Raw genomic sequence first — 25,368 nt, 5'->3', positions numbered from 1 at the left:
TGACTACCTTGGATAAATAGGTTAGCTATTTAGCCTGGATGTGCGCAGTGTTGCGCGGTCTCTAGGAGGTATCCGTGGTCACGGTCGATGTGAAGCTGCACCAGGACAGGGCGGAGCACGACCTGCCGCAGCCGCGTCTGGTCATCGGCGGCAAGGACGTCACCGACACCAGCGGCGGACTCTACGAGCACCGCAACCCGGCGACCGGCCTGATCCAGGCGCACATCCCGCTCGCCGGGCCCACCGAGGTGGACCAGGCAGTGGCGGCCGCCCACCAGGCCTTCGAGGTGTGGGGCACCATGCGCCCCGCCGAGCGCCGCCGGCTGCTCACCCGCTTCGCCGGACTGCTGCGCGACCACATCCCCGACTTCGCGGCCATCTGCCCGCTGGAGAACGGCGTGTGCATCGGCGGCTGGGCGGAGAACGTCGGACCGCACGTCGCCGAGTGGACCGAGTACTACGCGGGTTGGGCCGACAAGATCGAGGGCATGGTCGGCGCGGCCTACAGCCCGCACGAGAACGTCGAGTACACGATCGCCGAGCCGTACGGCGTCATCGGCCACATCATCACCTGGAACTCGCCCGCGCTGTCACTGGCGATGAAGGTCCCGCCGTCGCTCGCCGCCGGCAACACCGTGGTGATCAAACCGGCCGAGTCCACGCCGTTCTCCGCGCTGCTCTTCGCCGACCTGGCCCGCGAGGCCGGCATCCCCGAGGGCGTCATCAACGTCGTCACCGGGCTCGGCGACGCGGGATCGGCCCTGGTGACCCACCCCGGCGTCGACAAGATCTCCTTCACCGGCGGTCCCGCCACCGCGCGCCGCATCATGGCCGACGCGGCACTGAGCCTCAAGCCGGTGGTGTTCGAGCTCGGCGGCAAGTCCGCCAACCTGCTCTTCGCCGACACCGACCTGGACACCGTCGTCCCGTACTGCGCGGCCTTCGCCATGAGCAACACCGGGCAGGGCTGCGCACTGCCCACCCGGCTCCTGGTGGAGCGCCCGATCTACGACGAGGTCATCGCGCGGGTCACCGGTGTGATCGCCCACCTGCCCGTGGGTGACCCGCTCGACCCGACGACGTACATCGGACCCCTCATCAACGAAGCCGCCCGCGAACGCGTGCAGGGCATGATCGACAAGGCGGTCGAGGACGGTGCCGGCCGGCTCGTGTTCGGCGGCGAACGCATCGAATCCGACGGCTACTTCGTCTCGCCGACCGTCTTCGCGGACGTCGACAACCGCAGTGACCTCGCCCAGCAGGAGGTCTTCGGCCCGGTCCTGGCCATCACCCCGTTCGACACCGAGGACCAGGCCGTCGCCCTGGCCAACGACAGCGAGTACGGCCTGTCCGCCTACATCCAGTCCCGTGACATCGCGCGCGTCAACCGCCTGGTGCCGCGCCTGAAGGCCGGGACGGTCTACGTCAACCCCGGGCCGAATCCCATCACTTCGCCTGCCACGCCGTTCGGTGGTGTCGGCGTGAGCGGGTTCGGGCGGGAAGGCGGCAAGGCCGGTCTGGACGAGTTCATCAACGTCAAGGGCGTGGGCATCGGCCGCGTCTGACGGCCCCCACCTCTCCAAGCCTTTGGAGCCAACAGCATGCATTCCGCCCGCCGCCTGACGTTCGGCGACATCATCCGTGAGCACCGAAGGTCCTTCCCCGACCAAGTCGCCCTCGTCGACGGCGACGTCCGGCTGACCTGGCCCCAGTTGGACGAGCGCACCAACCGAATCGCAGGCGCCCTCACGGACGCGGGCGTCGGCCCCGGCGACCGCATCCTGTGGCTGGGCCAGAACTCCTTCCGGATCTGGGAGCTGCTCGGCGCCGCCGCGAAGATCGGCGCCATGGTCTGCCCCGGCTACTGGCGCTGGGCAGCCCCCGAGATGGCCTTCGCCGTCGAGGACTTCGACCCCAAGGTCGTCGTCTGGCAGGACGAGGAGATCGGCGACACGGTCGCCAAGGCGCGCGCCGAACTCGGCAGCGACCACCGGGCGTTGTGGCTGCGCCACGACTCCGAAGACGCCGACTCCTACGAGTCCTTCCTGGCCTCCGGCTCGCCCGAGGACCCCGTCGCCGAGGTCGACCCCGACGCCGCCCTGCTGGTCATCTACACCGCGGCGATCTCCGGCCGGCAGTCCGGCTCGATGCTCTCCCACCGCAACCTGCTCGCCATGGGCACGAGCGGCGCCTGGATGGGGGACATCGGCACGGAAACCGCCTTCCTCGGCGCCGGACCGATGTTCCACATCGGCAACTACCAGTTCTGGGGCGTCCCGGCCTTCGTGCACGGCGGCAAGAACGTGGTCGTCCGCCGCGTGGTCGCCGAGGAACTGCTCCCGCTCCTCGCGGCGGAGCAGTGCACCCACGCCTATCTGATGCCGCCGACCATCGCGCAACTCGTCGAGCTGAACCGCGAGGCCGGCCACGACCTCTCGCACCTGCGCGCGAGCGTCGCCGCACCCCTGTGGCAGGGCACCATCCCCACCGACACCAGCCGCTTCACCCGCAACGGCGGTGGCGAGGGCCGCGGTTATGGGCAGACAGAGGTGACCGGCTTCGCCGTGACCGGCGCCTACGGCGGCTCGGGCACCGGCAACGCGGGGCGTCCGGGGCCCTTCACCGCCGTACGCGTGCTGGACGGCACCGGTCAGGAGTGTGCGGCCGGCGAGGCCGGCGAGATCTGTGTCCGCGGCGACCTCGTGCACCTCGGCTACTGGAACCGGCCCGAGATCAACGAGGAACGCTTCCGCTTCGGCTGGTGGCACACCACCGACCTCGGCCGGCGCGAGAGCGACGGCACGATCAGCTTCCTCGGGACGACGACCCGCATGCTCAAGTCGGCGGCCGAGAACATCTTCCCGGCCGAGGTGGAGAACTGCATCGAGTCGCATCCGGCGGTCAAAGAGGCGGCCGTGATCGGCGTGCCCAACGAGCGCTGGGCGCAGGACGTCAAGGCCGTGGTGGTGCTGCAGCCGGGCGCCGAGCCGGTCACGGCAGCGGACGTCATCGAGCACTGCCGGGCGCGGATCGCCTCGTACAAGAAGCCGAAGACGGTCGAGTTCGTCGAGGCACTGCCGCGCACCAAGGACTACGCCAAGGACTACGAGGCGCTCGACGAGCGCTTTGGCGGGGGCGGTTATCCCGGCGGCGACACCCTCGGCGCGGGACGGTGACCACGTGAACGGCCGCCAACCCGTAGTCGTCGGCGTGCACGCCACCGAGCAGGCGCTGATGCTGCCCGACCGTGACGCCATGGACCTCGCCCTCGAAGCGGTGCGCGGTGCGATCGCGGACGCCGGGCTCATCCCGGCCGACGTCGACGGCGCCCAGGTCGACTGGCCCGGCCCGGGCGGCGTACCCGGCGAGGGCAGCTCCTGGGCGCGGATGCTCGGCAGGGACCTGCGTTGGACCAGCGACTCGATGCTCGACAACGCCGGCTCACGGGGCCTGCTGAAGGCGGCCGCCGCCATCAGTGCCGGATACGCGGACACCGTCGTCGTCGGCGGCTGCAAGCTGGTCTCGCGCGGAGCCGGTCCCGTCGGAGCCGGTGTGCCCCTGGAGTTCGCCGACGTGTGGGGCAGCTATGTCGTCGCCCAGTTCGCGCTGGTGGCGGCACGGCACATGCACGAGTACGGGACGACGTCCCGTCAGCTCGCCGAGGTCGCCGCCACGATCCGCAACAACGGCACCACCAACCCGGAGGCGATGATGTACGGCCGCGGACCGTACACCGCCGACGACGTCCTCGCCTCCCGGATGGTGGCCACGCCCTTCCACCTGCTGGACTGCTGCATCGTCGGCGAGGGCGGCGCCGCACTCGTGGTGACCACCGCCGAACGGGCCCGCGACCTCCCCCACCCGGCCGTCGCCGTCCTCGGCGGCGGCATGGAGTACCACCAGGCCGCGTACGCCAACCCGGCGCTGTACCGAGAAGTCGGGCAGCTCGGCCGGGACGCCGCGTCCCGCGCCTACGCCATGGCCGGCGTCAGCCCGCACGACGTGGACGTCTTCTCCCTGTACGACCCCAACTCCTTCGAGATCATCCGGCAGTTGGAGGCACTCGGCCTGTGCGGCGAGGGAGAGGGCGGACCGCTGGCGGCCAGCGGTGCCATCGCCGTGGGCGGCAAGCATCCCGTCAATCCCGACGGCGGCTGTCTGTCGTACGCCTGGAACGGCACGCAGCAGATGACGCTCAAAGTCGTCGAGGCCGTACGGCAGTTGCGCGGCACCGCCGTGCACCAGGTCGAGGGCGCCGAGCTGGCGGTCGTCGGCAACGCCGGGTCCGGCGCACAGCACTACGAGATGAGCCTGCTGGGGAGAGCGCGATGAGCCGGCCCGTACCCGTCCCCACCGAACTGTCCGAACCGTTCTGGGACGCGGCCCGACGCGGCGACCTGGTCGTCCCGTACTGCTCGACCTGCGACCTGCGCTTCTTCGTTCCCGAGCCCGCCTGCCCCGGATGCATGGCGCCGGACTGGCGGTACGTGCCCAGCGCGGGCCGGGGGACCGTCTACTCGGTGACCGTGGTGCACCGCGCACCCGGCCCCGGCTTCGACACGCCCTTCGCGCTCGCCGTGATCGACCTCGACGACGGCGCCACCCTGCTCTCCCACGTCGACGCAGGCGATCCGGACGGCGTCGACATCGGCATGCGCGTACGCGTCGACTTCCGGCCCCTCACGGACGAGATCACGCTGCCCTGTTTCGTGCCGGAGTGTTGAAGGCATCCGTTCAAACCGATGCCTGTGAAACAGTAGTGCTCTAAGTGTATTTAGATAGCGGTATCAGCGGATAGCATCGGCCCGTCATCGTGCGGGCCCATCGGAGCGGCCTGTCACTTGGAGCATCGCTGGGGACCTCAGTGGCAGTGCACGCGCGTGCGTCGAAGAGACAAGGCCAAAGAGGCAGCGGAACCCGGCGACAGCCATCGCTGCGCACGGTTCTGCTCATCCTGGCTCTGGTGCCCAGCGTGACACTCGTGGCCCTGTGGCTGGCGAGTTCCGCGCAGCTCTACACGGACTGGAAGAAGCAGAAGGACCGCAACGCGGCCTCCAACGCGGCGGCACGTCCGATCATGGCCGCCTTCTTCGACCTCCAGGAAGAACGGCGGCTCAGCGGCGCGGAGTTGGCTGATCCTGCGGGCTACCGGAAGGCGCTGCGCGAGCAGCGCAGCCGTACCGACGCGGACGTCAGAAGCGTCCAGGAACTGCCCAACAGCAACTGGAGCGCCCCGGACGACATCCGCCGCAACGTCGTCCAGGTGGGCAGGAACCTGCGGAAACTGGCCGACTACCGGGCGGGGGTGGACCAGCGGACCGCCTCGCAGCAGCAGACGTTCGACCGCTATACGAGCCTCATCTCCGGCCAGCTGAACCTGTTCACCGTACTGAGCCACGTGGGTCTGCCCAACATCGACTATCTCGCCAGGCCGGCCATCGACTCGGTCTGGGGCATGGAGATGATCTCGCGGGAGAACGCGCTCTTCACCCGCGGCTCGGTGACCGGACGGCTTTCCGACACCGAACGCGGGCAACTGGCCGGATGGATCGACTCGCAGGGATTCCTCTACGACAACAAGATCGTGCCCCTCGTTCCGGGCGACCAGGCCGCGCTCTACCGGAAGCTGATGGCGGGCGGCGCGTGGAAGCAGAAGACGACCGCCGAGCGGAAGGTGCTGTCCGGCTCAGCCTCCGGGACCGATCCGGACAAGTTCTCCGAGGGACTCGGCACGACGTGGCGCGACAGCGTCGGGCCGGTCGCCGCCCAGCTGCAGGGGCTCAACGCCGCCTACTCCGTGACCCTGACGGCCGCCACCGAGAGGGAGCTGCACTCGATGGTGCGGCGACTGATCGTCACCAGCGTGATGGGCGCGGTGGCGGTTCTCCTGGTCGCGCTGGTCACCGCACTGCTCACCCGGACGCTGCGCCGGCGGATCTCCGCGTTGCGCGCGGCCGCCCTGGACCTGCAGACCCGCATGCCGGACGTGGTCGAACGCCTGCGCAGAGGAGAGGCGGTCGATCTGGACGCCGAACTCCCCGCGATCCAGCACGGCGGCGACGAACTGGGCCAGCTGGGCCAGGCGCTGAACCTCGCGCGCCACAGCGCACTGGACACGACGATGGCTCAGGTGTCGCAGTTCCGCGGCTTCGAGAAGCTGCTCCAGCGCATCGCCCGGCGCACCCAGCTGCTCATCGGACTCCAGATGAAGAAGCTCAGTGAGCTGGAGCGTCGGCATGAGGATCCCGAGGTCCTGGAGGGCCTGTTCGACCTCGACCATCTGACCGCCAGGCTGCGGCGCTACGAGGAGAACCTGGTGATTCTCGGGGGCGGCCAGCCGCAGCGACGCTGGCGCAAGCCCGTCCTGCTGCTGGATGTGCTGCGCTCCGCACAGAGCGAGGTGCAGGACTACCGGCGGATCCAGATCGACGTGGAGGAGCGCGTGTGGCTGGCCGAGCGCGCGGTCGGTCTGGTGATCCACGTGCTGGCCGAACTCATGGAGAACGCGGTGGGCTTCTCGAAGCCGCCGACGCCGGTGGAGGTGTACGCCGCCCGGGTGGGGCGCGGTCTCGCCGTGGAGATCGAGGACCGCGGCGTCGGCATGGACCCGGAGCAGTACGACGAAGCCAACCGCCTGATGACCGAGCCGCCCCGCCTGGACGTCATGTCCCGGGCGGACGACGTCAGGCTCGGCCTCTATGTGGTCGCCCGGTTGGCGCGCGGCCTCGGCATCCATGTGGAACTGCGGCCCTCCTCGTTCGGTGGCACCCGGGTGGTCGTCCTCATCCCCGACGAACTCGTCGTCGACGTTCCTGGGCCCACCGGACCCATGCCCGAGGGAGCCGACGCCGCCCGGCCGGCCCACGACGGGGCCGTGGAGGACGCGCCCGGCCCGGAGAACGGGACGGCCCCGGACGTGGACACGCTGGTGACCGGCCGCGTCGGCCCACCCGGAGCCGCGGTTCCCCCCGGTGACGTGTGGACCCGGCCGCCGCGTCCCCGCGGAGTGCCGCAGATGGCCGGCGCGCCGCACGTGAACGGCGCACCGCGCGTGAATGTCGCGCCGGATGTGCAACCGCTCCCCAAACGGGTGCGCCTGGCCAGTCTCGCCGACGAACTGCGGGACCCGACCGCGGCCCTGCGGGCGCCGGCGACCGACGAGCAGATGCCGGCTCGGCGGTCCGCGCCCGCCCGCTCCGGCGCGACGATCGGCGCCTTCCAACGCCAGTCCCGGATGGTCCGGCGTGACGCTTCCCCGACCGACCACGAACCCACCGACGTGCTGCCGCAGCGTAGACGGATCCCTACGGAAGACTGACCATGACAATGCGAACGACCGCCACTCATCCGGACCTCGACTGGTTGCTGGACGGCCTGGTCGAACAGGTTCCCGGCACGCACCATGCCATCGTGCTGTCCGACGACGGGCTGGTGGTCAGCCAGTCCCGCACCATCGCCCGCGGCGACGCCGAGCGCCTCGCCGCCGTGGCCACCGGTCAGCAGAGCCTGGCCCGGGGGGTCGGCGAGCTGTTCGGCGGCGGTTCGGTGCATCAGGTGATCGTCGAGATGACCGACCTGTGGCTGTTCATCTCTGCCGCGGGCCGAGGCACGCATCTGGCAGTCGTGGCCTCCCAGGAAGTGGACGCCGAGTTGATGGCCGTGGCCATGCACACCCTCATGCAGCAAGTGGGCCAGCGCATGAGCACCGAGGCACGCTTCGGTGCGCCCGCCGACAAGGGCGGTGTACGTGAGTGAGCCACTGGATGGACGGCCTGGAAGCGGGGGACGCTGAAGAGCTGTCGGTAAGGCCCTACACCATCACCCAGGGCCGCACGGCACCCGCGCGCGACGACCTCACGCTGATCACCCTCGTGACGACCGTCGAACCGCCACCCGGCCGGGCCGGTCTGCGCGGCCTGCAACCCGAGCACCGCTCGATCCTCCAGCAGTGCCGCACACCCGCGGCGGTGGCCGAGATCGCCGCGGAACTGAACCTGCCCGTGGCGGTGACGAAGATCCTCATCGACGACCTGGTCGCGCTGGGCAGGGCGACAACCCGTCCACCCATCGCTGTAGCAGTAGGAAACACATTGGACATGACACTTCTTCGGGCGGTGAGGGATGGCCTTCGCAGACTCTGATCCCGCGGGCCGGGCCTACGACGGCTCGGCGCCGGCGGCGGTCAAAATCCTTGTGGCCGGTGGCTTCGGCGTGGGCAAGACGACCCTGGTCGGGGCGGTGAGCGAGGTGGCGCCGCTGCGCACCGAGGAGTACCTGACCGTCGCGAGCGTGGGCGTCGACGACATCGAAGGCGTCGAGCGGAAGTCCACCACCACGGTGGCCATGGACTTCGGCCGGATCATGGTGAACCCCCGCCTGGTGGTCTACCTGTTCGGGACGCCCGGACAGGAGCGCTTCTGGTTCATGTGGAACGACCTCGTGCACGGCGCGCTCGGTGCGGTGGTCATCGCCGACACCCGACGGCTGGACTCCAGTTTCGCGTCCATCGACTTCTTCGAGAGCCGCGGCATCCCCTTCGTGATCGGCGTCAACTGCTTCCACGGCCGCCAGGAACGCGACGAGTGGGAGATCCGCGAAGCGCTGGACCTCGACCCGGAAGTCCCCTTGGTCATCGGGGACATGCGGCAGCGGTCGGTCGGCCGCGATCTGCTGCTCGCACTGGCCGAACATCTCATTGCGACGAACTCGGTAACCTAGTTCAATCAGTTATCTAGTAGGGTTGGCCGTCTACCCGGTGCTCGGGGCGGTGTCCCGCACCTGTGGGTCGGACGGAGGTGAGCCCGGTGATGAGTACGGGGCAGCAGGGCGGTGGCGGTCGCGGAGTGAACGGTGTCCAGGTCCGGGTCCCCAAGATGGCCGAACTCGTGGCGGCACAGCTGCGTCGCAAGATCGTGCGCGGGGAGCTGACGGAGGGGCAGGCGCTGCCGGCCGAGACGGCGCTGATGGCGGAGTTCGCCGTCTCCCGGCCGACGCTGCGTGAGGCGTTCCGGGTGCTGGAGTCGGAGTCGCTGATCAGCGTGCGCAGGGGCGCCCGGGGCGGGGCACGGGTGCAGATCCCGGAGGGCACGGTGGCAGCCCGGTACGCCGGGGTGGTCCTCGAATATCGCGGCACGACCCTCAAGGACGTCTACGACGCCCGTACGGTCATCGAGGCGCCGTGCGCCGGGCTGCTGGCCGAGGGGCGCACGGACGAGGACCTGGAGCGGCTGCGGGCCGCCGTCGCCGAGGCCGAGCTGCTCATGGACGACCCCTCGGCCTTCATCCGCGCCCACATGGAGTTCCATGCCCTCGTCGTCGAACTGGCGGGCAACGAGACGCTGAGCGTCCTCAACGGCATGGTCCGGCACATCATCGACCAGGCGAACTGGTCCCACGTCGACCTCGACGCCGGCAGCCCCGAGAACGTACGGGCCAACCGCCGGGGCTTCCGCGCCCACGGCGCCCTCGTCGAGCTTGTCGCCGCGCGCCGGACTGAGGCCGCCGAGGAGCTGTGGCGCCTCCACCTCCAGGAGGCCGAGGACTACCTGCTGCGGAACAGGTCCATGACCACCGTCCTGGACCTGCTCGGCTGACGCGACGTCAACTGCCGTGGAGTTCCTCGACGATGGGCTCCCACACCTCGGCGCCGATCTCGTACGCGGTGTAGAAGGACACCCGGTCGACGAGCGCTCCGTACCGGCGCCGGATCTCGCCCGCGACCTGTTCCGGCTCCGCGACGACGGCGAAGGTGTGCAGCACCTCGTCGTCGACGAGCCCGCTCATCGCCTCCCACTTGTCCTCGCGCCGGGACGTCGACAACGCGTGCAGCTCGTCGCCGAGTTCACCCCACCCGTGCAGCTCCAGCACTGCGCGATAGGCGGGCGTGCTGCCGTAGAAGGCGATCTGACCACGGGTGCCGTCGATCGCGCGGGCCATCTCCTCCTCCGTGCGGCCGGTCGCGGTCAGCAGCAGGTGGGAGACGGAGAAGTCGCCCCGTGTGCGGCCCGACGCGACCAGTCCTGCCTCCACGGTCGGCAGGGTGACCTCCCGCAGGTACCGCTCGGTGGTGAAGCCGTGGGCGAGGAGCCCGTCGGCGACCTCACCCGCCACCCGGGTCATCGCCTCGCCGACCGCGGCCACGAAGACCTTCGGCGGGCCGCCAGGTGCGGGCGGGGGAGAGAAGAAGGGTGACATGAGCGTGTGCGAGTAGAAGTCGCCGCGGAAGTTGAGCCTCTCACCCTCGTTCCAGGCGGCCCAGATGGCGTGCAGCGCGCTCACGTACTCCCGCATCCGGGCCGCGGGCCGGCTCCACGGCATGTCGAAGCGCCGCTCGATGTGCGGCTTGATCTGGCTGCCGAGACCCAGCGAGAACCGCCCGTCGGCGTAGGTCTGCAGGTCGTGCGCGGTGTACGCGAGCTGCATGGGGGAGCGGGCGAAGGCCACCGCGATGGCCGTCCCCACCTCGAGGCGGTCGGTGTGCTCGGCCGCCAGCACCAGCGGCAGGAAGGGGTCGTGCTTGGACTCCGACGCCCACAGGCCGTCGTAGCCCGCCTTCTCGTGGTGCCGGGCCTCCTCCACGACCGCCGCTGTGCCCCACACGTTGAGCTTGCCGTCGACCTTCATGCCGCTCCCTTGTTCGTGTCCATGCCGATTCTCCGTGCGAGCAGTTCCCGGTGGTACGCCGGATCCCCGAACAGCAGCTGTGACGTCTTGGCCCGCTTCAGATAGAGGTGGGCCGGATGCTCCCAGGTGAAGCCGATGCCACCGTGCACCTGGATGTTCTCCGCCGTCGCCTGTACACACGCGTCGGAACAGAACGCCTTCGCCAGACTCGCCACGGCGGGCAGCTCCGGGTCGGCGCTGTCGGCGCTGTCGGCGTTCTCGGCGGCGAGCAGTGCGTAGTGGGCGGCGGCGCGCGCCGACTCCACCTCGAGGAGGACGTCGGCGAGCAGATGCTTCACGGCCTGGAAGGAGCCGATGGGACGCCCGAACTGGTGGCGCACCTTGGCGTATTCCACCGCCATGTCGAGCGCGCGGGAAGCCACTCCGACCTGCTCGGCGGCCAGCGCCACCGCGGCCCGGTCGAGCACCTCCGACACCAGGGTCCAGCCGTCGCCGTGCGTACGCAGCCGGGTCGCCGGTACGTCCCGGTAGTCGAGGCGCGCCTGCCGGCGGGTCGGGTCCATCGTGGGCAGCGGCTCCCGGGTCAGGCCGGCCGCCTCGCCGTCCACCCGGAAGACGCCGATGCCGTCGCCGGTGCGGGCGACGGTGAGGACGACATCGGCGGTGGCGCCGTCGAGGACGAACATCTTCTGCCCCGTCAGCAGCCAACTGCCCTTGGTTTCACGGGCAGTGAGCTGAACACCGGCCGCGTCCCAGCGGGCGGAGTCCTCGGTCAGGGCCAGCGTCCCGACGAGCTCTCCGGAGGCCAGGCCCGGCAGGAGGGACTTCCGGGCGTCCTCGTCGGCGCAGCGCAGCAGCGTGGTCGTGGCGAGCACGGCCGAGGACAGGAACGGCGCGCACAGCAGCGCGCGGCCCATCTCCTCCATGACCACGCCCACTTCGACCGGCCCGCACCCGGCACCGCCGTACTCCTCGGGGACGGTCAGCCCCTGAAGGCCGAGCTCCGTCCCCATGCGGTGCCACAGCGCCCGGTCGAAGCCCTCCGGGGTCTCCATCAGGCGCCGCACCTCGGTCGCGGGCGAGGTGTCCGCCAGGAACGCCCGTACCGTGCGGCCCAGTTCCTCCTGCTCGTCACTGAACGCGAAGTCCATACCTCAGCCCTCCTCGCGGGCTCGTCGACGACCGCGCGACGCGATGATCTTCTCGACGGCAGCGATGTGGTCCGGTGCGTGCATGCTGTCCCGCTCGGCGAGCAGGGCGGGTTCCAGCACCGTCGCGAGTGCCTGCTCCAGATGCAGATTCACCGCCCGCTTGGTCTCGCGCAGTGCCTGCACGGGCAGTGCGGCCAGCCGTCCGGCCAGGTCCATGGCCTCGTCCAGGAGCTTGTCCTTCGGTACGGCACGGTTGGCGATGCCCAGCCGGACCGCGTCCTCGGCACTCACCCGGTCGCCGAGGAACAGCAGTTCCTTCGCGCGGGTCAGGCCGACGAGCAGGGGCAGGACAAGAGCGCCGCCGTCGCCCGCGACGAGCCCGACCTGGACGTGCGGGTCGGCCACGTAGGCGTCGTCGGCGATCAGCACGAGGTCGCTGAGCAGGGCCAGGCTGCAGCCGAGGCCGACGGCGGGCCCGTTGACCGCCGCGATCACCGGCAGCGGGCAGCGGACCATCCCGGTGATGATCCGCCGCGCCTCGTCGACGTTGTGCTGCCGGAAGGCGCGGTCGCGCTGGACCCGGGTCATGATGTCGAAGTTGCCCCCGGCGCTGAACGCCCGCCCGCGCCCGGTGAGGACGACCACCCGGGCCTCCGGGTCATCGGCGAGCGAGTCCCAGACCGACGCGAGAGCGGAGTGCAACTCCTCGCTCATCGCGTTGAGCTGGTCCGGCCGGTTCAGCTCGATCAGCCGGACCGGCCCGACGGCCGTCACCACCAGGTCGGTCATCTCCACCGCCATCAGTCATCCATCGTTCAGAAACGAGTTAGTAGAGTTGAATGCTATAACTAATTAAGCTTTCTGGAAACGGCTCGCTGGAGTGACGGAGGACGCGTATGCCCGAGCATGAGTACGAGACCGTGCGGGCCGAGGTGGCGGACCGGATCCTCACCGTCACCCTCAACCGGCCCGAAAAACTCAACGCCTTCAACCCCCGGATGATGGCCGACCTGATCGACGTCCTGGACGCCGCAGACGCCGACGACGACATCCGCGTGATCGTGGTGACCGGCGCCGGACGCGGCTTCTGCGCCGGCGCCGACGTCAGCTCCGGCGGCTCGTCCTTCGACCACCGCGAGGCGGGCGCCTGGCACCGGGACACCGGTGGCCGGGTGGCGCTGCGGATCTTCTCCAGCACCAAGCCGGTGATCGCGGCGATCAACGGCCCGGCGGCGGGCGTCGGTGCCAGCATGACCCTGCCCATGGACATCCGGCTGGCGTCGACCTCGGCGAAGTTCGGCTTCGTCTTCGCACGCCGGGGCATCGTGCCGGAGTCGGCGGCGAGCTGGTTCCTGCCGCGGGCCGTGGGTATGCAGAGGGCCATGGAATGGGTGGCGACCGGCCGGGTCTTCGGCCCCGACGAGGCGCTCGCGGCCGGGCTGGTCCGCTCCGTCCACGCGCCCGAGGAGCTGCTGCCGGCGGCGTACGAACTCGCCCGTGAGATCGCCGAGAACACCTCCGCGATCTCGGTCGCCCTGTCCCGCCAGATGATGTGGCGCATGCTCGGCGAGCCCCACCCGATGACCGCGCACCGGCTCGACTCGCGGATCATGAGCCAGATCGGCGGCGGCCCGGACCCCGTGGAGGGCGTCCAGTCGTTCCTCGCCAAACGGCCGCCCGCATTCCCGGGCCGGGTCAGCAAGGACATGCCACCCCTCTACCCCTGGTGGCAGGAGGAGGAATTCCGCCCCCTCGATGAGCAGGCGCAGACGCAGGAGGGTCAGCGATGACGACGTTCGACTACATCGTGGTGGGCGCGGGCTCCGCGGGCTGCGTGCTCGCGGGCCGTCTCTCCGAGGACCCGAAGACGTCCGTGCTGCTGATCGAGGCCGGTGGCCGGGACGCCACACCGCTGATCAGGATGCCCAAGGGATTCGGCAAGCTGCTGGGTGATCCACGGTTCGCCTGGCACTACCCGGTCGAGCCGGTGGGCCCCAGCCGCCGCGTCGAGCACTGGGTCCGGGGCCGGACGCTCGGCGGATCCAGCTCGGTCAACGGCATGGTCTACAACCGCGGTGACCGCGCCGATTACGACGAGCTGGAGCGGCTCGGCAACCCCGGCTGGGGCTGGGACACCATGCTGCCGGTCTTCAAGCGGATCGAGGACAACGCGCTCGGCGCCTCCCGGGCCCGGGGCGCGGGCGGCCCGCTGCACATCTCGACCGCACCGCGGCCGGAGCCGCTCTGCGAGGAGGCGATCGCCGCCGGGACCGGACTCGGCTGGCGCCGCACCGAGGACCTGAACGCGAGCGACGACGAACGCATCGGCTACGCCATGGCCACCATCAAGAAGGGGCAGAGGTTCAGCGCTGCCCGCGCCTTTCTGCACCCCGTCGGGGACCGGCCGAACCTGACCGTGGCGGTGGACACCGTCGTGACGCGCGTCCTCGCCGAGCAGGGCAGAGCAGTCGGCGTGCACGCCCGCGGCGACGGCCGGGAGACCGACTTCCGGGCTCGGCGCGAGGTGATTCTCTCCGCCGGCAGCATCGCCACGCCCAAGATCCTCCAGCTGTCCGGCATCGGCCCGGCCGAGACGCTGAAGTCGGCGGGCGTCGACGTCCTGGTCGACAGTCCGCACGTGGGCGGCCGGATGCGCGAGCACCGCTGTTTCGTCGTCCAGTACCGGCTGAAGGACGACCTCGGCTACAACAAGGCCCTGAGTACACCGCTGCGGCAGGCCCTGTCGGGGGCGAGATACCTGGCCACCCGCCGTGGACCGCTGTCCACGCCCGCCTTCGACGTCATCGCCTTCTTCAAGACCCGCCCCGAACTCGCCCGCCCGAACGCCCAGTTGCTCATCGCGCCGGTGTCCCTGCTGCCCGACGTCCCCGGCAAGGAGACCGGCGTGGAACGCGAGCCCGGGGTGATGGGCCTCGGCTACATCCTGCGCCCCACCGCCGAGGGCAGCCTGCACATCACGTCGGCCGACCCCGACGCCCCTCTCACGATCACGCCGAACTACTACGGCTCCGACCACGACCGCACGGTGGGGGCCGCCCTCTTCCGGCGCATGCGGGAACTGTTCGAGACCGATCCGATCGCCGGCCGGATCACGGCCGAGACGCTGCCGGGCCCCGGGGTCCGCGACGACCAGGACATCATCGACGCAGGTCTCGACCAGGGGCGCTGCGGCTACCACGCCATCGGCACCTGCGCCATGGGCCCGGGCGACGACGACGTCGTCGACGGCCGGCTGCGCGTACGCGGCATCGAGGGCCTGCGGGTCGTCGACTGCTCGGTCATGCCGACCATGGTGTCCGGCAATCTGAACGCACCGATCATGGCCATGGCCTGGAGGGCGGCCGACCTCATCCTGGGGACGGGCTGATCCCGTATCGGGAGATCTGGCCGAAACATTGTCGTAGTTTGCTTGAACTGTTAGCGTCCGGTCGGCGGACATTCAGTTGAATGCGCTAAACCATTGACCGCCTGGACGGTAACCATGAGCGATGGTTTCCTGCACGAATCCCTGCGCGATGTCGACTGGGGGGTCGCCACCGCGGACACCATCGCGGCCCCGCCGCCGCCCCTGCCGGAACGCGGCGGGCACTTCCGGCAGTGGACCGACGACATCCGGCAGTTGACCGGCGTCGCCGCGGACACGCACCGCATGGTCGCCGGATGGCCGCAGCTCCAGCCCGACGGCCCCGGTAGCTGGGACCCGGACGCCCTGGACCGCTGCGACCGCGCGCTCGATTCCCTGCTCGCGCAGGGCCTGCGGCCCAGCCTGACGCTGCTGCACCGCTCACTGCCGCCGTGGCTGGACGCCGCCGGTGGCTGGCTCGCCCGCGACTGCGCCGAGCACTTCGCCGCGTACGCCGCCGAACTGGGCCGCCGTTACGGCGACCGGGTGGAACGCTGGATCACCTCCACCGACCTGGCCGGGCCGACGCTGGCGGACCACGTGGCCGGAATGTATCCACCGGGCCGGGGCATCGGCCTGGCGGGACTGCCCACGGTCCACCACATCCTGCTCGCCAACGGGCTCGCCGCTCAGGCCCTCAGGGCCGTCGGCGTGAGCGGACGGATCGGGACCACGGTCACCCTCGTCGGCGGCTACGCGGCCACCGACGACCCGTACGACCGTCTGGCCCTGGAGCGCCTGGAGAGCTGGACCAACCGCCTCTTCCTCGACCCCCTGCTGCTGGGCCGGCACATGGTGACCGAGGACGACGTCTCACCGGTCGAGGCCACCGGCTGCGTCCGCCTCGGTGACCTGGAGGTCATCGCCACCCCCCAGGACCTGCTGGGCCTGTCCTGGCACACCCCGTTCCGCGTCACCGCACCGGAGAATCTGCCCCGTGTGCTGCCGTCAACGAAGTGCCAGAGCGCCCTCAACGACGTGAACCGCCTGCTCGTGGGCCTCGGCTTCGCGATCGTCCCGTTCGACGACGTGGAGACGACCGCCTACGGCTGGCCCATCATTCCCGAAGGGCTCGCCGACGCCGTCTCCGGCCTGTACGAGCTGTACGGCGATGTGCTGCCGCCGCTGTCCGTCATCGACAACGGCATGGGCGACCTGGACCTGGTCGACGACACGGGACACAGCGACGACGACCGGCGCCGGGCCCTGCTGCGCGCCCGCCTCTCCTGGCTGGCCGGACTCACCGCGGCCGGTGTGGAGGTGTGCGGCTACGAGTACTGGTCGGTCCTCGACAACCTGGACGCCAAGTTCCGCTACACCCGCCTGTACACGATGGCGGTCCCGGACCACGAGGCCCCGCCGCGCCCCCCGATCCCCTCCGACTGGCTGCACCGGGGCGCCTTCGCCGGCGCCGCCGTGCCTGAGGCGGGGCGCGCCGCCGGTCTGAGTCTGGTGCCGGCCACGCCCCGGACTCGGGGCAGCGGAACCTCGTAGTCCCTGCTCCGGACTCAGGATGCCGGAGCCTCGTAGTCCCTGCCGCGGATCAGCCGCACCGGCGTGTAGACGAGGACGTCCTCGTCCCGCTGGTTGCGTACCGTGATCCGGCTGGTCACCACGCCCCGGCCGGGCTTGCTGGAGGACCGGGAGTCCGTGGTCTCCACGACGGCGTACACGGTGTCTCCGACGTACACCGGACCCCGCACGGTGAGTTCCATGTGCAGGAAGGCGAGGCCCGTGCCGTGCAGCACGTTGGTCTGGAGGACGAGCCCTTCGGCGATGCAGTACGTCAGTCCCCCCGGGACCAGTCGCCCCGTGTAGCCGCCGTCCGCGGCGTGCGAGGCGTCCCAGAAGAGGGGCTCGGTGAAGCCGCCCCAGGTGATGAAGTTGACCAGATCGGTCTCCGTGATGGTGCGGCGGGCGGTCCGGAAGACCTGCCCGACCGGCATCTCCTCATAGGTCAGCCCCTTCACCAGCAGGGGGGCCTGGGTGGTGGTCTGCTGCGGCGCCATGATCGGTTCCTCTCGTACGGTGGTCACAGGTCGAGCGGGTGCTTGCCGCCGACGCCCTCGAAGTCCGCGGTGCGCTTCTCGCGATGTGCGGCGAGTCCCTCGACGACCTCGTGCCCGCCGAACCCGAAGAACTCCAGCCCGAGCGAGGCCTCGAAGATCGGCTGGGCGGTGCGGTACCAGTGGTTGAGGGACCGCTTGGTCCAGCTGATCGCGCTGGCTGGCCCGGCGGCCAGCGCCGTCGCCACCCGCAGGGCCTCGGTGTGCACGTCCGCGTCGTCCACGCACTTCGACACCAGCCCGATCCGCTCGGCCTCCTCGCCGGTGAGCGTCTCGCACGTGAGGAGGTAGTACTTGGCCTTGGCCATGCCGCACAGCAGCGGCCAGCAGATGGCGGCGTGGTCACCGGCCGCGACGCCGAGCCGCGTGTGCCCGTCGACGATCTTCGCCGTGCGGGCGGCGACGGAGATGTCCGCCAGCATGCCGATGACCAGACCCGCCCCGACCGCCGGGCCGTGGATCGCGGAGACCACCGGTTTGGAGCAGTTGAGCACGCCGTAGACCATGTCCCGCGCTTCCCGCATCACCCGGGCGCGCACCGCGTAGTCCTCGGTCAGGGCCTCGATGGAGTCGAAGGTCCCGCCCGCCGAGAACGCCCTGCCCGCCCCCTGGACGAGCACCGCTCGGGTCTCCTCGTCCCGGTCCACGACGGACCAGATGTCGGCGAGCTCGCCGTGCATCCGCGGATCCACGGCGTTGAGGTTCGGGGCGTCGAGCACGATCCGGAGCACGCCGGGCGCGGGCCGCTCGAAGGTCAGGCTCGTGAACGGGGCGTAGGGATCGGTCACGTCGCGCTCCTGGTGTATTCAGTGTGGATACTATAATTATCTAACTGTATCGAAGGGTGGGCGGCAAGCGGGCCGCACGTGACGTTGCACGGAGGACGGGAAGCTCGGCATGGATCTCACCTTCAGCGAGGAACAGGACGAACTGCGCAAGGTCGTCCGCTCGTTCCTCGCCAAGCACTCCGACGAGGCGAACGTGCGTCGCCTGGCCGCCGACCCCCGCGGTCACGACCCGGTCGTCTGGCGGCGGATGGCCGGCGAACTGGGCCTGCAGGGACTCGCCGTACCGGAGGAGTACGGCGGCTCGGGCTTCGGCTACGTCGATCTCGGCATCGTCTTCGAGGAGACGGGCCGCGCGCTGCTGTGCGGGCCGTACTTCGCGACGGTCGCCCTGGCCGCCGAGGCACTGCTGCGCTGCGCCGACGAGCAGGCGCGACACGACCTCCTGCCGGGCATCGCGTCCGGCGAGACGGTGGCCACGCTGGCGCTCACCGAGGACAGCGGCCGCTGGGACGAGCAGGGCATCCGGCTCACCGCAGCCGCCGCCGACGACGTAAGTGGCGGCTGGCGACTGACCGGCGTGAAGACCTACGTCCCCGACGGACACCTCGCCGACCTGCTCCTGGTCGCCGCCCGCACGCCCGGTGGCATCAGCCTCCTGGCTGTCGAGACCGCCGACGCACCAGGCCTCACCCGCACCTCCCTCCCCACCCTCGACCAGACCCGCAAGCAAGCCCGGCTCGATTTCACGAACACCCCCGCCCGCCTCCTGGGTCCGGAGGGCGCGGCATGGCCCGCCCTGGAGCGCACCCTCGCCACCGCCGCCGTACTCCTGTCCGCGGAACAGGTCGGGGGAGCCGCGGCCGCCCTGGACGCCGCCGTGGCCTACGCCAAGATCCGCGAGCAGTACGGCCGGCCCATCGGCTCGTTCCAGGGGATCAAGCACAAGTGCGCCGACATGCTCATGGAGATCGAGTCCGCACGCTCGGCCGCGTACGGCGGACTGTGGGCCCTGGACGCGGGCGACGAGACGGAGATCGCGATCGCCGCCGCCCTCGCGCAGGCCTTCTGCTCGGAGGCGTTCACCAAGGTCGCCGCGGACAACATCCAGGTCCACGGCGGCATCGGCTTCACCTGGGAGCACCCCGCGCACCTGTACTTCAAGCGGGCCAAGAGCTCCGAGGTACTGCTCGGCACACCGTCGTACCACCGGGCACTGCTCGCCACCCGGCTCGGTATCTGAGACTCAGGGAGAAGCAGACATGGAGCTGGACTTCGGGCCCGCCGTACGCGACTTCCGCGAGGAGGTGCGGGACTGGCTGGCGGACCACCTCGTGGGGGAGTTCGCCGAGCACCGGGGCGTGGGCGGCCCCACCGACGGCGCCGCCTGGGAGGTACGCCTCGCCTGGGACCGTGAGCTGTCCGCAGGCGGCTGGCTGGGCGTCGGCTGGCCCCAGGAGTACGGCGGACGCGGGCTCGGGCTGCTGGAGGAGATCGTCTTCGAGTACGAGTACGCCCGCGTGAACGCCCCGTACCGGGCCACCGTCAACGCCCTCGACCTGCTCGGTCCGATGCTCCTCAAGATGGGCAGCGAGGCGCAGAAGAAGCGCTTCCTGCCGCCGATCCTCGCCGTCGAGGAACTGTGGGGCCAGGGCTTCAGCGAACCCGGCGCCGGCTCCGACCTGGCGTCCGTACGCACTCGGGCGGAACGGGACGGCGACGAGTGGGTGGTCAGCGGACAGAAGGTGTGGACGTCATTCGGCCTCCACGCCGACTGGCTCTACGTCCTCACCCGCACCGACCCGCAGTCCGCGCGGCACAAGGGCTTGAGCCTGCTGCTGGTGCCCACCGACCAGCCCGGCGTGGAGATTCGCCCCATCCGCAACCTCGCCGGCCAGGACGAGTTCGCCGAGGTGTTCCTCTCCGACGCCCGCACCGGCGCCGACATGGTCGTCGGCGAGGTCGGCCAGGGCTGGCGCACGGCGATGGCCACGCTCGGCATCGAGCGCGGCACCACGCTTCTGCCCCAGCAGCTCACCTTCGAGCGGGAGGCCGAGGCACTGATCGACCTGGCCCGCGAGCGGGGCGCGCTCGACGATCCGATGCTGCGCCGCCGCATCGTCGACGCCTGGATATCCGTACGCATCATGCGCACCACCAACCTGCGCACCATCGCCGAACTGACCGCCGGCCGCACGCCGGGCGCGCAGGCCACGACGGCGAAGCTGTACGCCTCGACGCGGCACCAGCAACTCGGTCATCTGGCCATGGAGTTGGCGGGCCCAGCCGGACAGGTCGTCGGCGAGGACTACGGCCTGGACACCCCACAACGCTCCTTCCTGCTCTCCCTCGCCGAGACGATCTACGGCGGGTCGAGCGAAATCCAGCGCAACATCATCGGGGAGCAGGTCCTCGGTCTGCCGAAGGAGCCGCGCCCGTGACGTCGATCGAGGACCGTCTCGACCGCATCGAGTCGCAGCTCGCCATCCAGCAGCTGCCCATCCGCTATGCCCTCGCCGTGGACGGCCGCGACCTGGACGCCTGGGTCGGCTGCTTCCGACCCGACGTGGACATGGGGCGCCACGGCCGTGGGCGGGATGTCCTACGGCAGCACATCGAGCCCCAGGTGCGCGGCTTCCACCGGTCGGTCCACCAGATCTGCGGCCATCGCGTCGAGTTCACCGGCCGCGACACGGCGACCGGCGCGGTGTACTGCCGGGCCGAGCACGAGGTGGGGGAGCGGTGGATCGTGATGGCGATCTGCTACGCGGACGACTACGCGCGCGTGGACAGCGAGTGGTACTTCTCCCGGCGCCGTGAGCGGCACTGGTACGCGGCGGACGTGACCGAGCGCCCCCAGTCGGTGGGATTCAAGGGCTGGGAGGGCGCCGGAGAGCCGGCGCTGCCCGATGCCTTCCCTTCTTGGTCGGCCTTCTGGAAGGAAACGTGATGGCACGGTTGTCAGGGAAGACAGCGCTGGTCACCGGTGGAGGGCAGGGCGTGGGCCGCGGTATCGCGCTCGCGCTGGCTGCCGAGGGGGCGGCCGTGGTGATCACCGGTCGCACCGAGAGCAAGCTGAAGGACACGGCCGGGGAGATCGTCGAGCGTGGGGGGCGGGCGCACACCGTCGTCGGGGACGTGGGGGAGCGGGACGACGTCGACCGCATGGTGGCCGAGACGGTACGTGAGTTCGGTGGCCTCGACGTGCTCGTCAACAACGCGCAGTCCTCGGTGCAGCGCAGGCTGGCGGAGACGTCGTACGACGACGTGGAACTCACCTACCGCAGCGGACCGTTGGCGGCCTTCCACGCGATGCAGGCCGCCCTGCCCCATCTCAAGGAGAGCCGTGGCAGCGTGGTGAACCTCGGTTCCTCGGCCGCCGTGCAGGGCGAGGCGACCTTCGCGGCGTACGCGATGGCCAAGGAGGCGATCCGCGGCCTGAGCCGGGTCGCCGCACGCGAGTGGGGCGCGTACGGGATACGCGTGAACGTCATCTGTCCGGCCGCGTTGAGCCCGGCGGCACAGGACTACCTCGCCGCGCACCCGCAGAAGGCGGACGAGCTCGCCCGGCAGATCCCGTTGGGCCGGCTCGGGGACCCGGAGGCCGACATCGGCCGGGCGGTGGCCGCGCTGGTCAGTGACGACATGGCCTATCTGACGGGTGCGACGCTGATGCTGGAGGGCGGCCGGACCCTGATCGGGTGACGGCCGTTACACAACGCCCCGGGCCCGCAGCCCTGCCAGCTGATCCTGCGTCAACCCCGCAAGGCCGGTGAGTACTTCGGCGGTGTGCTCGCCCAGCGCCGGCGGCGGGGCGTACCCCTCGACCGGCGTCGCCGTGAACCGGATCGGGTTGGCGAGCATCGGCAGGTGCCCGGAGGTGGGGTCCCCGACCTCGATCAGCATCCCCCGGTGCTGGATCTGCGGGTCGGCGAAGACGTCGGGCATCTCGTTGTACGGGCCCGCGGGGACGTCGTGTTCGTCGAATACGGCCAGCCACTCGTCCCGGGTGCGGGTGTGCAGGATCGCCTCCAAAACCGGCAGGATCTCCTCGCGGTGGGCGATCCGGGCGGAGGTCGTGGCGAACCGGGGGTCCTGCAGGAGGTCGGCGCGGTCGGCCGCCGCGCAGAACGCGGCGAACTGCTTGTCGTTGCCCGCGACCAGGAAGATCGGCTTGTCCTTGCAGGGGAAGGCCTGCGAGGGGATCCCGCCGTACCCGCCGTTGCCGCGCCGCTGCGGAACCTCGCCGGAGACCAGGTAGTTCATCGCGAAGTGGGACAGCGAGGCCAGGCCGCAGTCCAGCAGGGACAGGTCGACGAACTGGCCCTCGCCGGTGACGTCCCGGTGGCGCAGGGCCGCGAGGACGGCCGTGGAGGCGTAGAGCCCCGTGAGGATGTCGATCATGCTGACGCCGACCTTCATCGGTTCCTCGGGGTGCCCGGAGACGCTCATCATCCCGGACATGGCCTGGAAGATGCCGTCGTAGCCGGGGCGGTCGGCGTACGGGCCGGTCTGGCCGAAGCCGGTGACCGAGAGGTAGACGAGGCGCGGGTTGAGTGCGCGCAGGCTTTCGTGGTCGAGGCCGTACTTCGCCAGCGTGCCCGTCCGGAAGTTCTCGACCAGCACGTCCGACCGCGCGGCGAGGGCGCGGATCACCTCCTGCCCCTCGGCGGTGGCGTGGTTGACGGTGACCGACCGCTTGTTGCGGTTGCAGGAGAGGTAGAAGGCGGCGGTGTCGGTCCGGTCGCCTTCGGGCCCGGGCGCGAAGGGGGGGCCGTACGTCCGGGAGTCGTCCCCGGATCCGGGCCGCTCGACCTTGATCACCTCGGCGCCCAGGTCGGCCAGCATCTGGGTGGCCAGCGGCGCGGCGAGGATGCGGGACAGATCGAGCACGCGGATCCCGGCCAGTGCGGTCGACGGCATCTGGGTCTCCCTCTGTTCACGGACAGCGAATCAGTTATATAAATAATACATCTGGACCGGTGATCGGCCCCGCTTGATTGCTCCATCTATCCAATTCATGTAACTATATGGATCGGCCGACAGGCCGGGACCGGAGGGCGTGCTGATGACCGTCGCGGCGAGGACCCTCACCGAACAGGAACAGCGCGAACGCCGGGCGTGGTTCCGGACCCGCTGGGAGCGCGGGGTCGCCTTCAACCGCCGCTGCCGCATCCGGGTGACGCGCTGGGACCCGGACGGGGTCGAGATCGTGCTTCCCTACGCCGAGTCCCTCTCCGCCCACGAGGACGTCTTCCACGGCGGAGTGATCTCTTCGCTCATCGACACCGCCGGCGCCGGTGCAGTGATCGCCGGGCACGACTTCAGCAAGGGAAGCCGGCTCAGCACCGTGTCGATGTCGGTGCAGTACCTCGCCCCCGCCCGCGGCCGTGAGGCGGTCGCGTACGCGCGCTGTGTGCGGCGGGGCGGCCGGGTGCACTTCGCCGACGTCGACGTGATGGCCGACGGACGCATCTGCGCCCGCGGGCAGGTGGTGGTGACCATCTCCGGGGAGCGGGCCGGCGTCGGCGACCCGATCGAACCGCTCGACGAGGAGTGACGTGATGCCCGAGGAACCCGTGGTGTCTGACGAAGACCTGGATCTGGTGCTGTACGAGGTCGACGAGGACGGCGTCGCCACCGTCACCCTCAACCGGCCCGAGCGCAAGAACGCGTGGAGCATCCCCGTGGAGCGCCGCTTCTTCGCGCTCCTCGACGAGGCCGCGCACGACCCCGCCGTCAAGGTGGTGATCATCACCGGGGCGGGCAGGGCCTTCTGCCCGGGAATGGACATGCAGCGCCTGGAGCAGAACTCGCAACCGGGCGAGTCCCTCAACCTCCATGCCCGCGTCCCCATGTACAGCCGGCGGAACATGCCGAAGCCGATGATCGCCGCCGTCAACGGCGCCTGCGCGGGCATCGGTCTGGTCCAGGCACTCATCTGCGACGTCCGCTTCGCCGCCCGCGGGGCCCGCTTCACCACCGCCTTCACCCGTCGCGGCCTGGCCGGCGAGTACAACCTGCCGTACGTGCTGCCGCGCGTCATCGGTCTGGAGAACGCGCTCGACCTCCTGCTGTCCGGCCGCGTCTTCGACGCCGACGAGGCGAAGGACCTCGGCCTGGTCAGCCGTGTCGTCGAACCCGAGGACCTGCTCGACGCGGCCCGCGCCTACGCCCGGGACATCGCCCGCAACTGCTCGCCGCGGGCCATGGCCGTCCTGCGTCACCAGGTGTACGGCGACCTGGACCGCACCTTCACCGACGCACTCGCCCGCTCCTACTCCGCCATGGAGTTCTTCGCGGGCTCACCCGACTTCCGCGAGGGCGTGGCGAGCTTCGTGGCGAAACGGGAGCCGAAGTTCGAGGGACTTCCGCCGGACTTCGACCCGGACGAGGCCACGCGCGACGCGTTTCTGCCGTACTGATTCGAGGAGCACACGCAGATGACAGGGCAACCGTTCCCCGTCGAGGCCGGGCACATCATGATGTTCGCCCGAGCCATCGGCGACGAGAACCCGGCGTACCAGGGCCAGTCCGCGCTCGCACCGCCGACCTTCACCATGGCCGGCGCCCAGTACGACCCCGATTACCACCTGCGTCCCAAGCCGGACGAGGAGTGGTTCGGGTCGGGGCGTGACGCCGGTGTCATGGCCGAGGGCGGTGGCGGGCTCCACGCCGAGCAGCACTTCGAGTACCACCGCCCGGTGCGCGCCGGCGAGACCCTCTACGCGCACAACAGCACCGGACGCAGCTGGGAGAAGCAGGGCCGCACCGGCCGCCTGCTCTTCAGTGAGCGCATCACCGAGTACCGGGACGCCGACGGCGAGCCGGTCGTCAGCGCCGTGACCGTGGCCGTCGTCCCCGAGGGCCCGGCAACCCCGAAGGACCCCCGATGAGCCTGAGCCCGGACGACATCAAGGTCGGCGAGACCCGCGAGAGCGTCCTCGTCGACGACCTCAAGCGCACCCGCATCGTGCAGTACGCCGGCGCCTCCGGCGACTTCAACCCGCTGCACACCGACGAGCGGTTCGCCGTCGAGGCCGCGGGCTATCCCGGCGTGTTCGCCCACGGCATGCTGACGATGGGCATGACCGGCCGGGTCCTGACCGACTGGGTCGGCCCCGAGGCGCTGCTGCGCTACGGCGTGCGCTTCAAGGCGCAGGTCTGGCCCGGCGACACCCTGACGGCCACGGTCACCGTCGAGTCGATCGAGGACACACCGACCGGCCCGGTCGCCCGCTTCGTCCTGCGCACCGTCAACCAGGACGGCGCCGAGGTGGTCTCGGGCACCGCGGCGGCCCGCCTGGAGCCCTGAGCCG

The 25,368-nt window shown here is 70.5% G+C and carries 26 protein-coding genes; 20 read left to right on the top strand and 6 right to left on the bottom strand.

Translation table 11 applies throughout. The features are described from left to right. The first annotated feature begins 74 nt into the window (after positions 1 to 74). The 9 genes from ACFYO2_RS25345 (at position 75) to ACFYO2_RS25305 (ending at position 9,593) form a co-directional block, all read left to right on the top strand. Entirely contained in the window at positions 75 to 1,565 is a 1,491-nt protein-coding gene (locus tag ACFYO2_RS25345) for an aldehyde dehydrogenase family protein (RefSeq protein ID WP_388353225.1), read from the top strand. Between the two features lie 36 nt (positions 1,566 to 1,601). After that, positions 1,602 to 3,176 carry an AMP-binding protein gene (locus tag ACFYO2_RS25340; protein WP_388353223.1) on the top strand — a complete coding sequence of 525 codons (1,575 nt, stop codon included), beginning with the start codon at positions 1,602 to 1,604 and terminating at the stop codon, positions 3,174 to 3,176. Positions 3,177 to 3,180: 4 nt separating this feature from the next. After that, a complete protein-coding gene (locus ACFYO2_RS25335) occupies positions 3,181 to 4,332 on the top strand; it encodes a thiolase family protein (RefSeq protein WP_388353220.1) in 1,152 nt (383 codons plus the stop codon). Then, positions 4,329 to 4,724, top strand: coding sequence for a Zn-ribbon domain-containing OB-fold protein (locus ACFYO2_RS25330; RefSeq protein WP_388353216.1), 396 nt, complete (start codon positions 4,329 to 4,331; stop codon positions 4,722 to 4,724). Before ACFYO2_RS25335 ends, ACFYO2_RS25330 begins: the two co-directional genes overlap by 4 nt. A gap of 239 nt (positions 4,725 to 4,963) precedes the next feature. Next, on the top strand, positions 4,964 to 7,318 hold the full coding sequence (locus tag ACFYO2_RS25325; protein WP_388353213.1) for a nitrate- and nitrite sensing domain-containing protein: 2,355 nt from the start codon (positions 4,964 to 4,966) through the stop codon (positions 7,316 to 7,318). 8 nt (positions 7,319 to 7,326) lie between these two features. Beyond that, positions 7,327 to 7,755, top strand: a complete 429-nt coding sequence (locus ACFYO2_RS25320) for a roadblock/LC7 domain-containing protein (RefSeq protein WP_388353530.1) — start codon at positions 7,327 to 7,329, stop codon at positions 7,753 to 7,755. 17 nt (positions 7,756 to 7,772) lie between these two features. Further along, positions 7,773 to 8,141: a DUF742 domain-containing protein gene (locus ACFYO2_RS25315; RefSeq protein ID WP_388353528.1), complete on the top strand. Its 369-nt coding sequence runs from the start codon at positions 7,773 to 7,775 to the stop codon at positions 8,139 to 8,141. Next, positions 8,122 to 8,718, top strand: a complete 597-nt coding sequence (locus tag ACFYO2_RS25310) for an ATP/GTP-binding protein (RefSeq protein ID WP_388353210.1) — start codon at positions 8,122 to 8,124, stop codon at positions 8,716 to 8,718. Before ACFYO2_RS25315 ends, ACFYO2_RS25310 begins: the two co-directional genes overlap by 20 nt. Positions 8,719 to 8,807: 89 nt before the next feature. Continuing rightward, positions 8,808 to 9,593 (top strand): FadR/GntR family transcriptional regulator, encoded by a 786-nt coding sequence (locus ACFYO2_RS25305; protein WP_388353207.1) that lies wholly within the window; start codon positions 8,808 to 8,810, stop codon positions 9,591 to 9,593. A 7-nt stretch (positions 9,594 to 9,600) separates the two neighbouring features. Here the strand turns inward: ACFYO2_RS25305 and ACFYO2_RS25300 are convergent, their stop codons facing one another. The 3 genes from ACFYO2_RS25300 to ACFYO2_RS25290 are packed head-to-tail and all read right to left on the bottom strand — an operon-like array spanning position 9,601 to position 12,575. Continuing rightward, the gene (locus tag ACFYO2_RS25300; RefSeq protein WP_388353204.1) at positions 9,601 to 10,623 is read right to left on the bottom strand and encodes a TIGR03617 family F420-dependent LLM class oxidoreductase; all 1,023 of its coding nucleotides are present in this window, start codon (positions 10,621 to 10,623) and stop codon (positions 9,601 to 9,603) included. Beyond that, a complete protein-coding gene (locus ACFYO2_RS25295; protein WP_388353200.1) occupies positions 10,620 to 11,774 on the bottom strand; it encodes an acyl-CoA dehydrogenase family protein in 1,155 nt (384 codons plus the stop codon). Before ACFYO2_RS25295 ends, ACFYO2_RS25300 begins: the two co-directional genes overlap by 4 nt. A 3-nt stretch (positions 11,775 to 11,777) precedes the next feature. Then, positions 11,778 to 12,575 (bottom strand): enoyl-CoA hydratase/isomerase family protein, encoded by a 798-nt coding sequence (locus ACFYO2_RS25290; protein ID WP_388353197.1) that lies wholly within the window; start codon positions 12,573 to 12,575, stop codon positions 11,778 to 11,780. Between the two features lie 95 nt (positions 12,576 to 12,670). Here ACFYO2_RS25290 and ACFYO2_RS25285 point away from each other — a divergent pair, with 95 nt between their 5' ends. From ACFYO2_RS25285 to ACFYO2_RS25275, 3 genes are all read left to right on the top strand, one after another. Next, on the top strand, positions 12,671 to 13,564 hold the full coding sequence (locus ACFYO2_RS25285) for a crotonase/enoyl-CoA hydratase family protein (protein WP_388353194.1): 894 nt from the start codon (positions 12,671 to 12,673) through the stop codon (positions 13,562 to 13,564). Then, complete coding sequence (locus ACFYO2_RS25280) at positions 13,561 to 15,162, top strand: GMC family oxidoreductase (RefSeq protein ID WP_388353192.1); 1,602 nt, start codon at positions 13,561 to 13,563, stop codon at positions 15,160 to 15,162. Before ACFYO2_RS25285 ends, ACFYO2_RS25280 begins: the two co-directional genes overlap by 4 nt. A 114-nt stretch (positions 15,163 to 15,276) precedes the next feature. Continuing rightward, complete coding sequence (locus ACFYO2_RS25275) at positions 15,277 to 16,692, top strand: family 1 glycosylhydrolase (RefSeq protein WP_388353191.1); 1,416 nt, start codon at positions 15,277 to 15,279, stop codon at positions 16,690 to 16,692. A gap of 14 nt (positions 16,693 to 16,706) precedes the next feature. On the opposite strand, the gene ACFYO2_RS25270 is transcribed toward ACFYO2_RS25275, so the two are convergent. Then, entirely contained in the window at positions 16,707 to 17,207 is a 501-nt protein-coding gene (locus tag ACFYO2_RS25270; RefSeq protein WP_388353189.1) for a MaoC family dehydratase N-terminal domain-containing protein, read from the bottom strand. Between the two features lie 23 nt (positions 17,208 to 17,230). Beyond that, complete coding sequence (locus tag ACFYO2_RS25265) at positions 17,231 to 18,052, bottom strand: enoyl-CoA hydratase/isomerase family protein (RefSeq protein WP_388353187.1); 822 nt, start codon at positions 18,050 to 18,052, stop codon at positions 17,231 to 17,233. Positions 18,053 to 18,161: 109 nt separating this feature from the next. Here ACFYO2_RS25265 and ACFYO2_RS25260 point away from each other — a divergent pair, with 109 nt between their 5' ends. From ACFYO2_RS25260 to ACFYO2_RS25245, 4 genes are read left to right on the top strand one after another with little or no spacing between them, the layout of a single operon-like run. After that, positions 18,162 to 19,292, top strand: a complete 1,131-nt coding sequence (locus tag ACFYO2_RS25260) for an acyl-CoA dehydrogenase family protein (RefSeq protein ID WP_388353184.1) — start codon at positions 18,162 to 18,164, stop codon at positions 19,290 to 19,292. 19 nt (positions 19,293 to 19,311) lie between these two features. After that, positions 19,312 to 20,490 (top strand): acyl-CoA dehydrogenase family protein, encoded by a 1,179-nt coding sequence (locus ACFYO2_RS25255; protein WP_388353182.1) that lies wholly within the window; start codon positions 19,312 to 19,314, stop codon positions 20,488 to 20,490. Beyond that, positions 20,487 to 20,999, top strand: a complete 513-nt coding sequence (locus tag ACFYO2_RS25250) for a nuclear transport factor 2 family protein (protein ID WP_388353179.1) — start codon at positions 20,487 to 20,489, stop codon at positions 20,997 to 20,999. The genes ACFYO2_RS25255 and ACFYO2_RS25250 overlap by 4 nt, the downstream gene beginning before the upstream one ends. After that, positions 20,999 to 21,754 carry an SDR family NAD(P)-dependent oxidoreductase gene (locus ACFYO2_RS25245; protein ID WP_388353176.1) on the top strand — a complete coding sequence of 252 codons (756 nt, stop codon included), beginning with the start codon at positions 20,999 to 21,001 and terminating at the stop codon, positions 21,752 to 21,754. The genes ACFYO2_RS25250 and ACFYO2_RS25245 overlap by 1 nt, the downstream gene beginning before the upstream one ends. 6 nt (positions 21,755 to 21,760) lie before the next feature. On the opposite strand, the gene ACFYO2_RS25240 is transcribed toward ACFYO2_RS25245, so the two are convergent. Beyond that, the gene (locus ACFYO2_RS25240) at positions 21,761 to 22,972 is read right to left on the bottom strand and encodes a CaiB/BaiF CoA transferase family protein (RefSeq protein ID WP_388353173.1); all 1,212 of its coding nucleotides are present in this window, start codon (positions 22,970 to 22,972) and stop codon (positions 21,761 to 21,763) included. Between the two features lie 145 nt (positions 22,973 to 23,117). Here ACFYO2_RS25240 and ACFYO2_RS25235 point away from each other — a divergent pair, with 145 nt between their 5' ends. The 4 genes from ACFYO2_RS25235 to ACFYO2_RS25220 are packed head-to-tail and all read left to right on the top strand — an operon-like array spanning position 23,118 to position 25,364. Then, a complete protein-coding gene (locus tag ACFYO2_RS25235) occupies positions 23,118 to 23,609 on the top strand; it encodes a PaaI family thioesterase (protein ID WP_388353170.1) in 492 nt (163 codons plus the stop codon). Positions 23,610 to 23,631: 22 nt separating this feature from the next. Beyond that, positions 23,632 to 24,474 (top strand): enoyl-CoA hydratase-related protein, encoded by an 843-nt coding sequence (locus ACFYO2_RS25230; protein ID WP_388353167.1) that lies wholly within the window; start codon positions 23,632 to 23,634, stop codon positions 24,472 to 24,474. Between the two features lie 18 nt (positions 24,475 to 24,492). Beyond that, positions 24,493 to 24,945, top strand: coding sequence for a MaoC family dehydratase N-terminal domain-containing protein (locus tag ACFYO2_RS25225; protein ID WP_388353165.1), 453 nt, complete (start codon positions 24,493 to 24,495; stop codon positions 24,943 to 24,945). Continuing rightward, positions 24,942 to 25,364: a MaoC/PaaZ C-terminal domain-containing protein gene (locus ACFYO2_RS25220; protein ID WP_388353162.1), complete on the top strand. Its 423-nt coding sequence runs from the start codon at positions 24,942 to 24,944 to the stop codon at positions 25,362 to 25,364. The genes ACFYO2_RS25225 and ACFYO2_RS25220 overlap by 4 nt, the downstream gene beginning before the upstream one ends. The last annotated feature ends 4 nt before the right edge of the window (positions 25,365 to 25,368 follow it).

It is taken from the genome of Streptomyces sp. NPDC006602 (assembly GCF_042870385.1).
In the GTDB taxonomy this organism is placed as follows: Bacteria; Actinomycetota; Actinomycetes; order Streptomycetales; family Streptomycetaceae; genus Streptomyces.
This window is presented reverse-complemented; position numbering and strand designations above follow the sequence as displayed.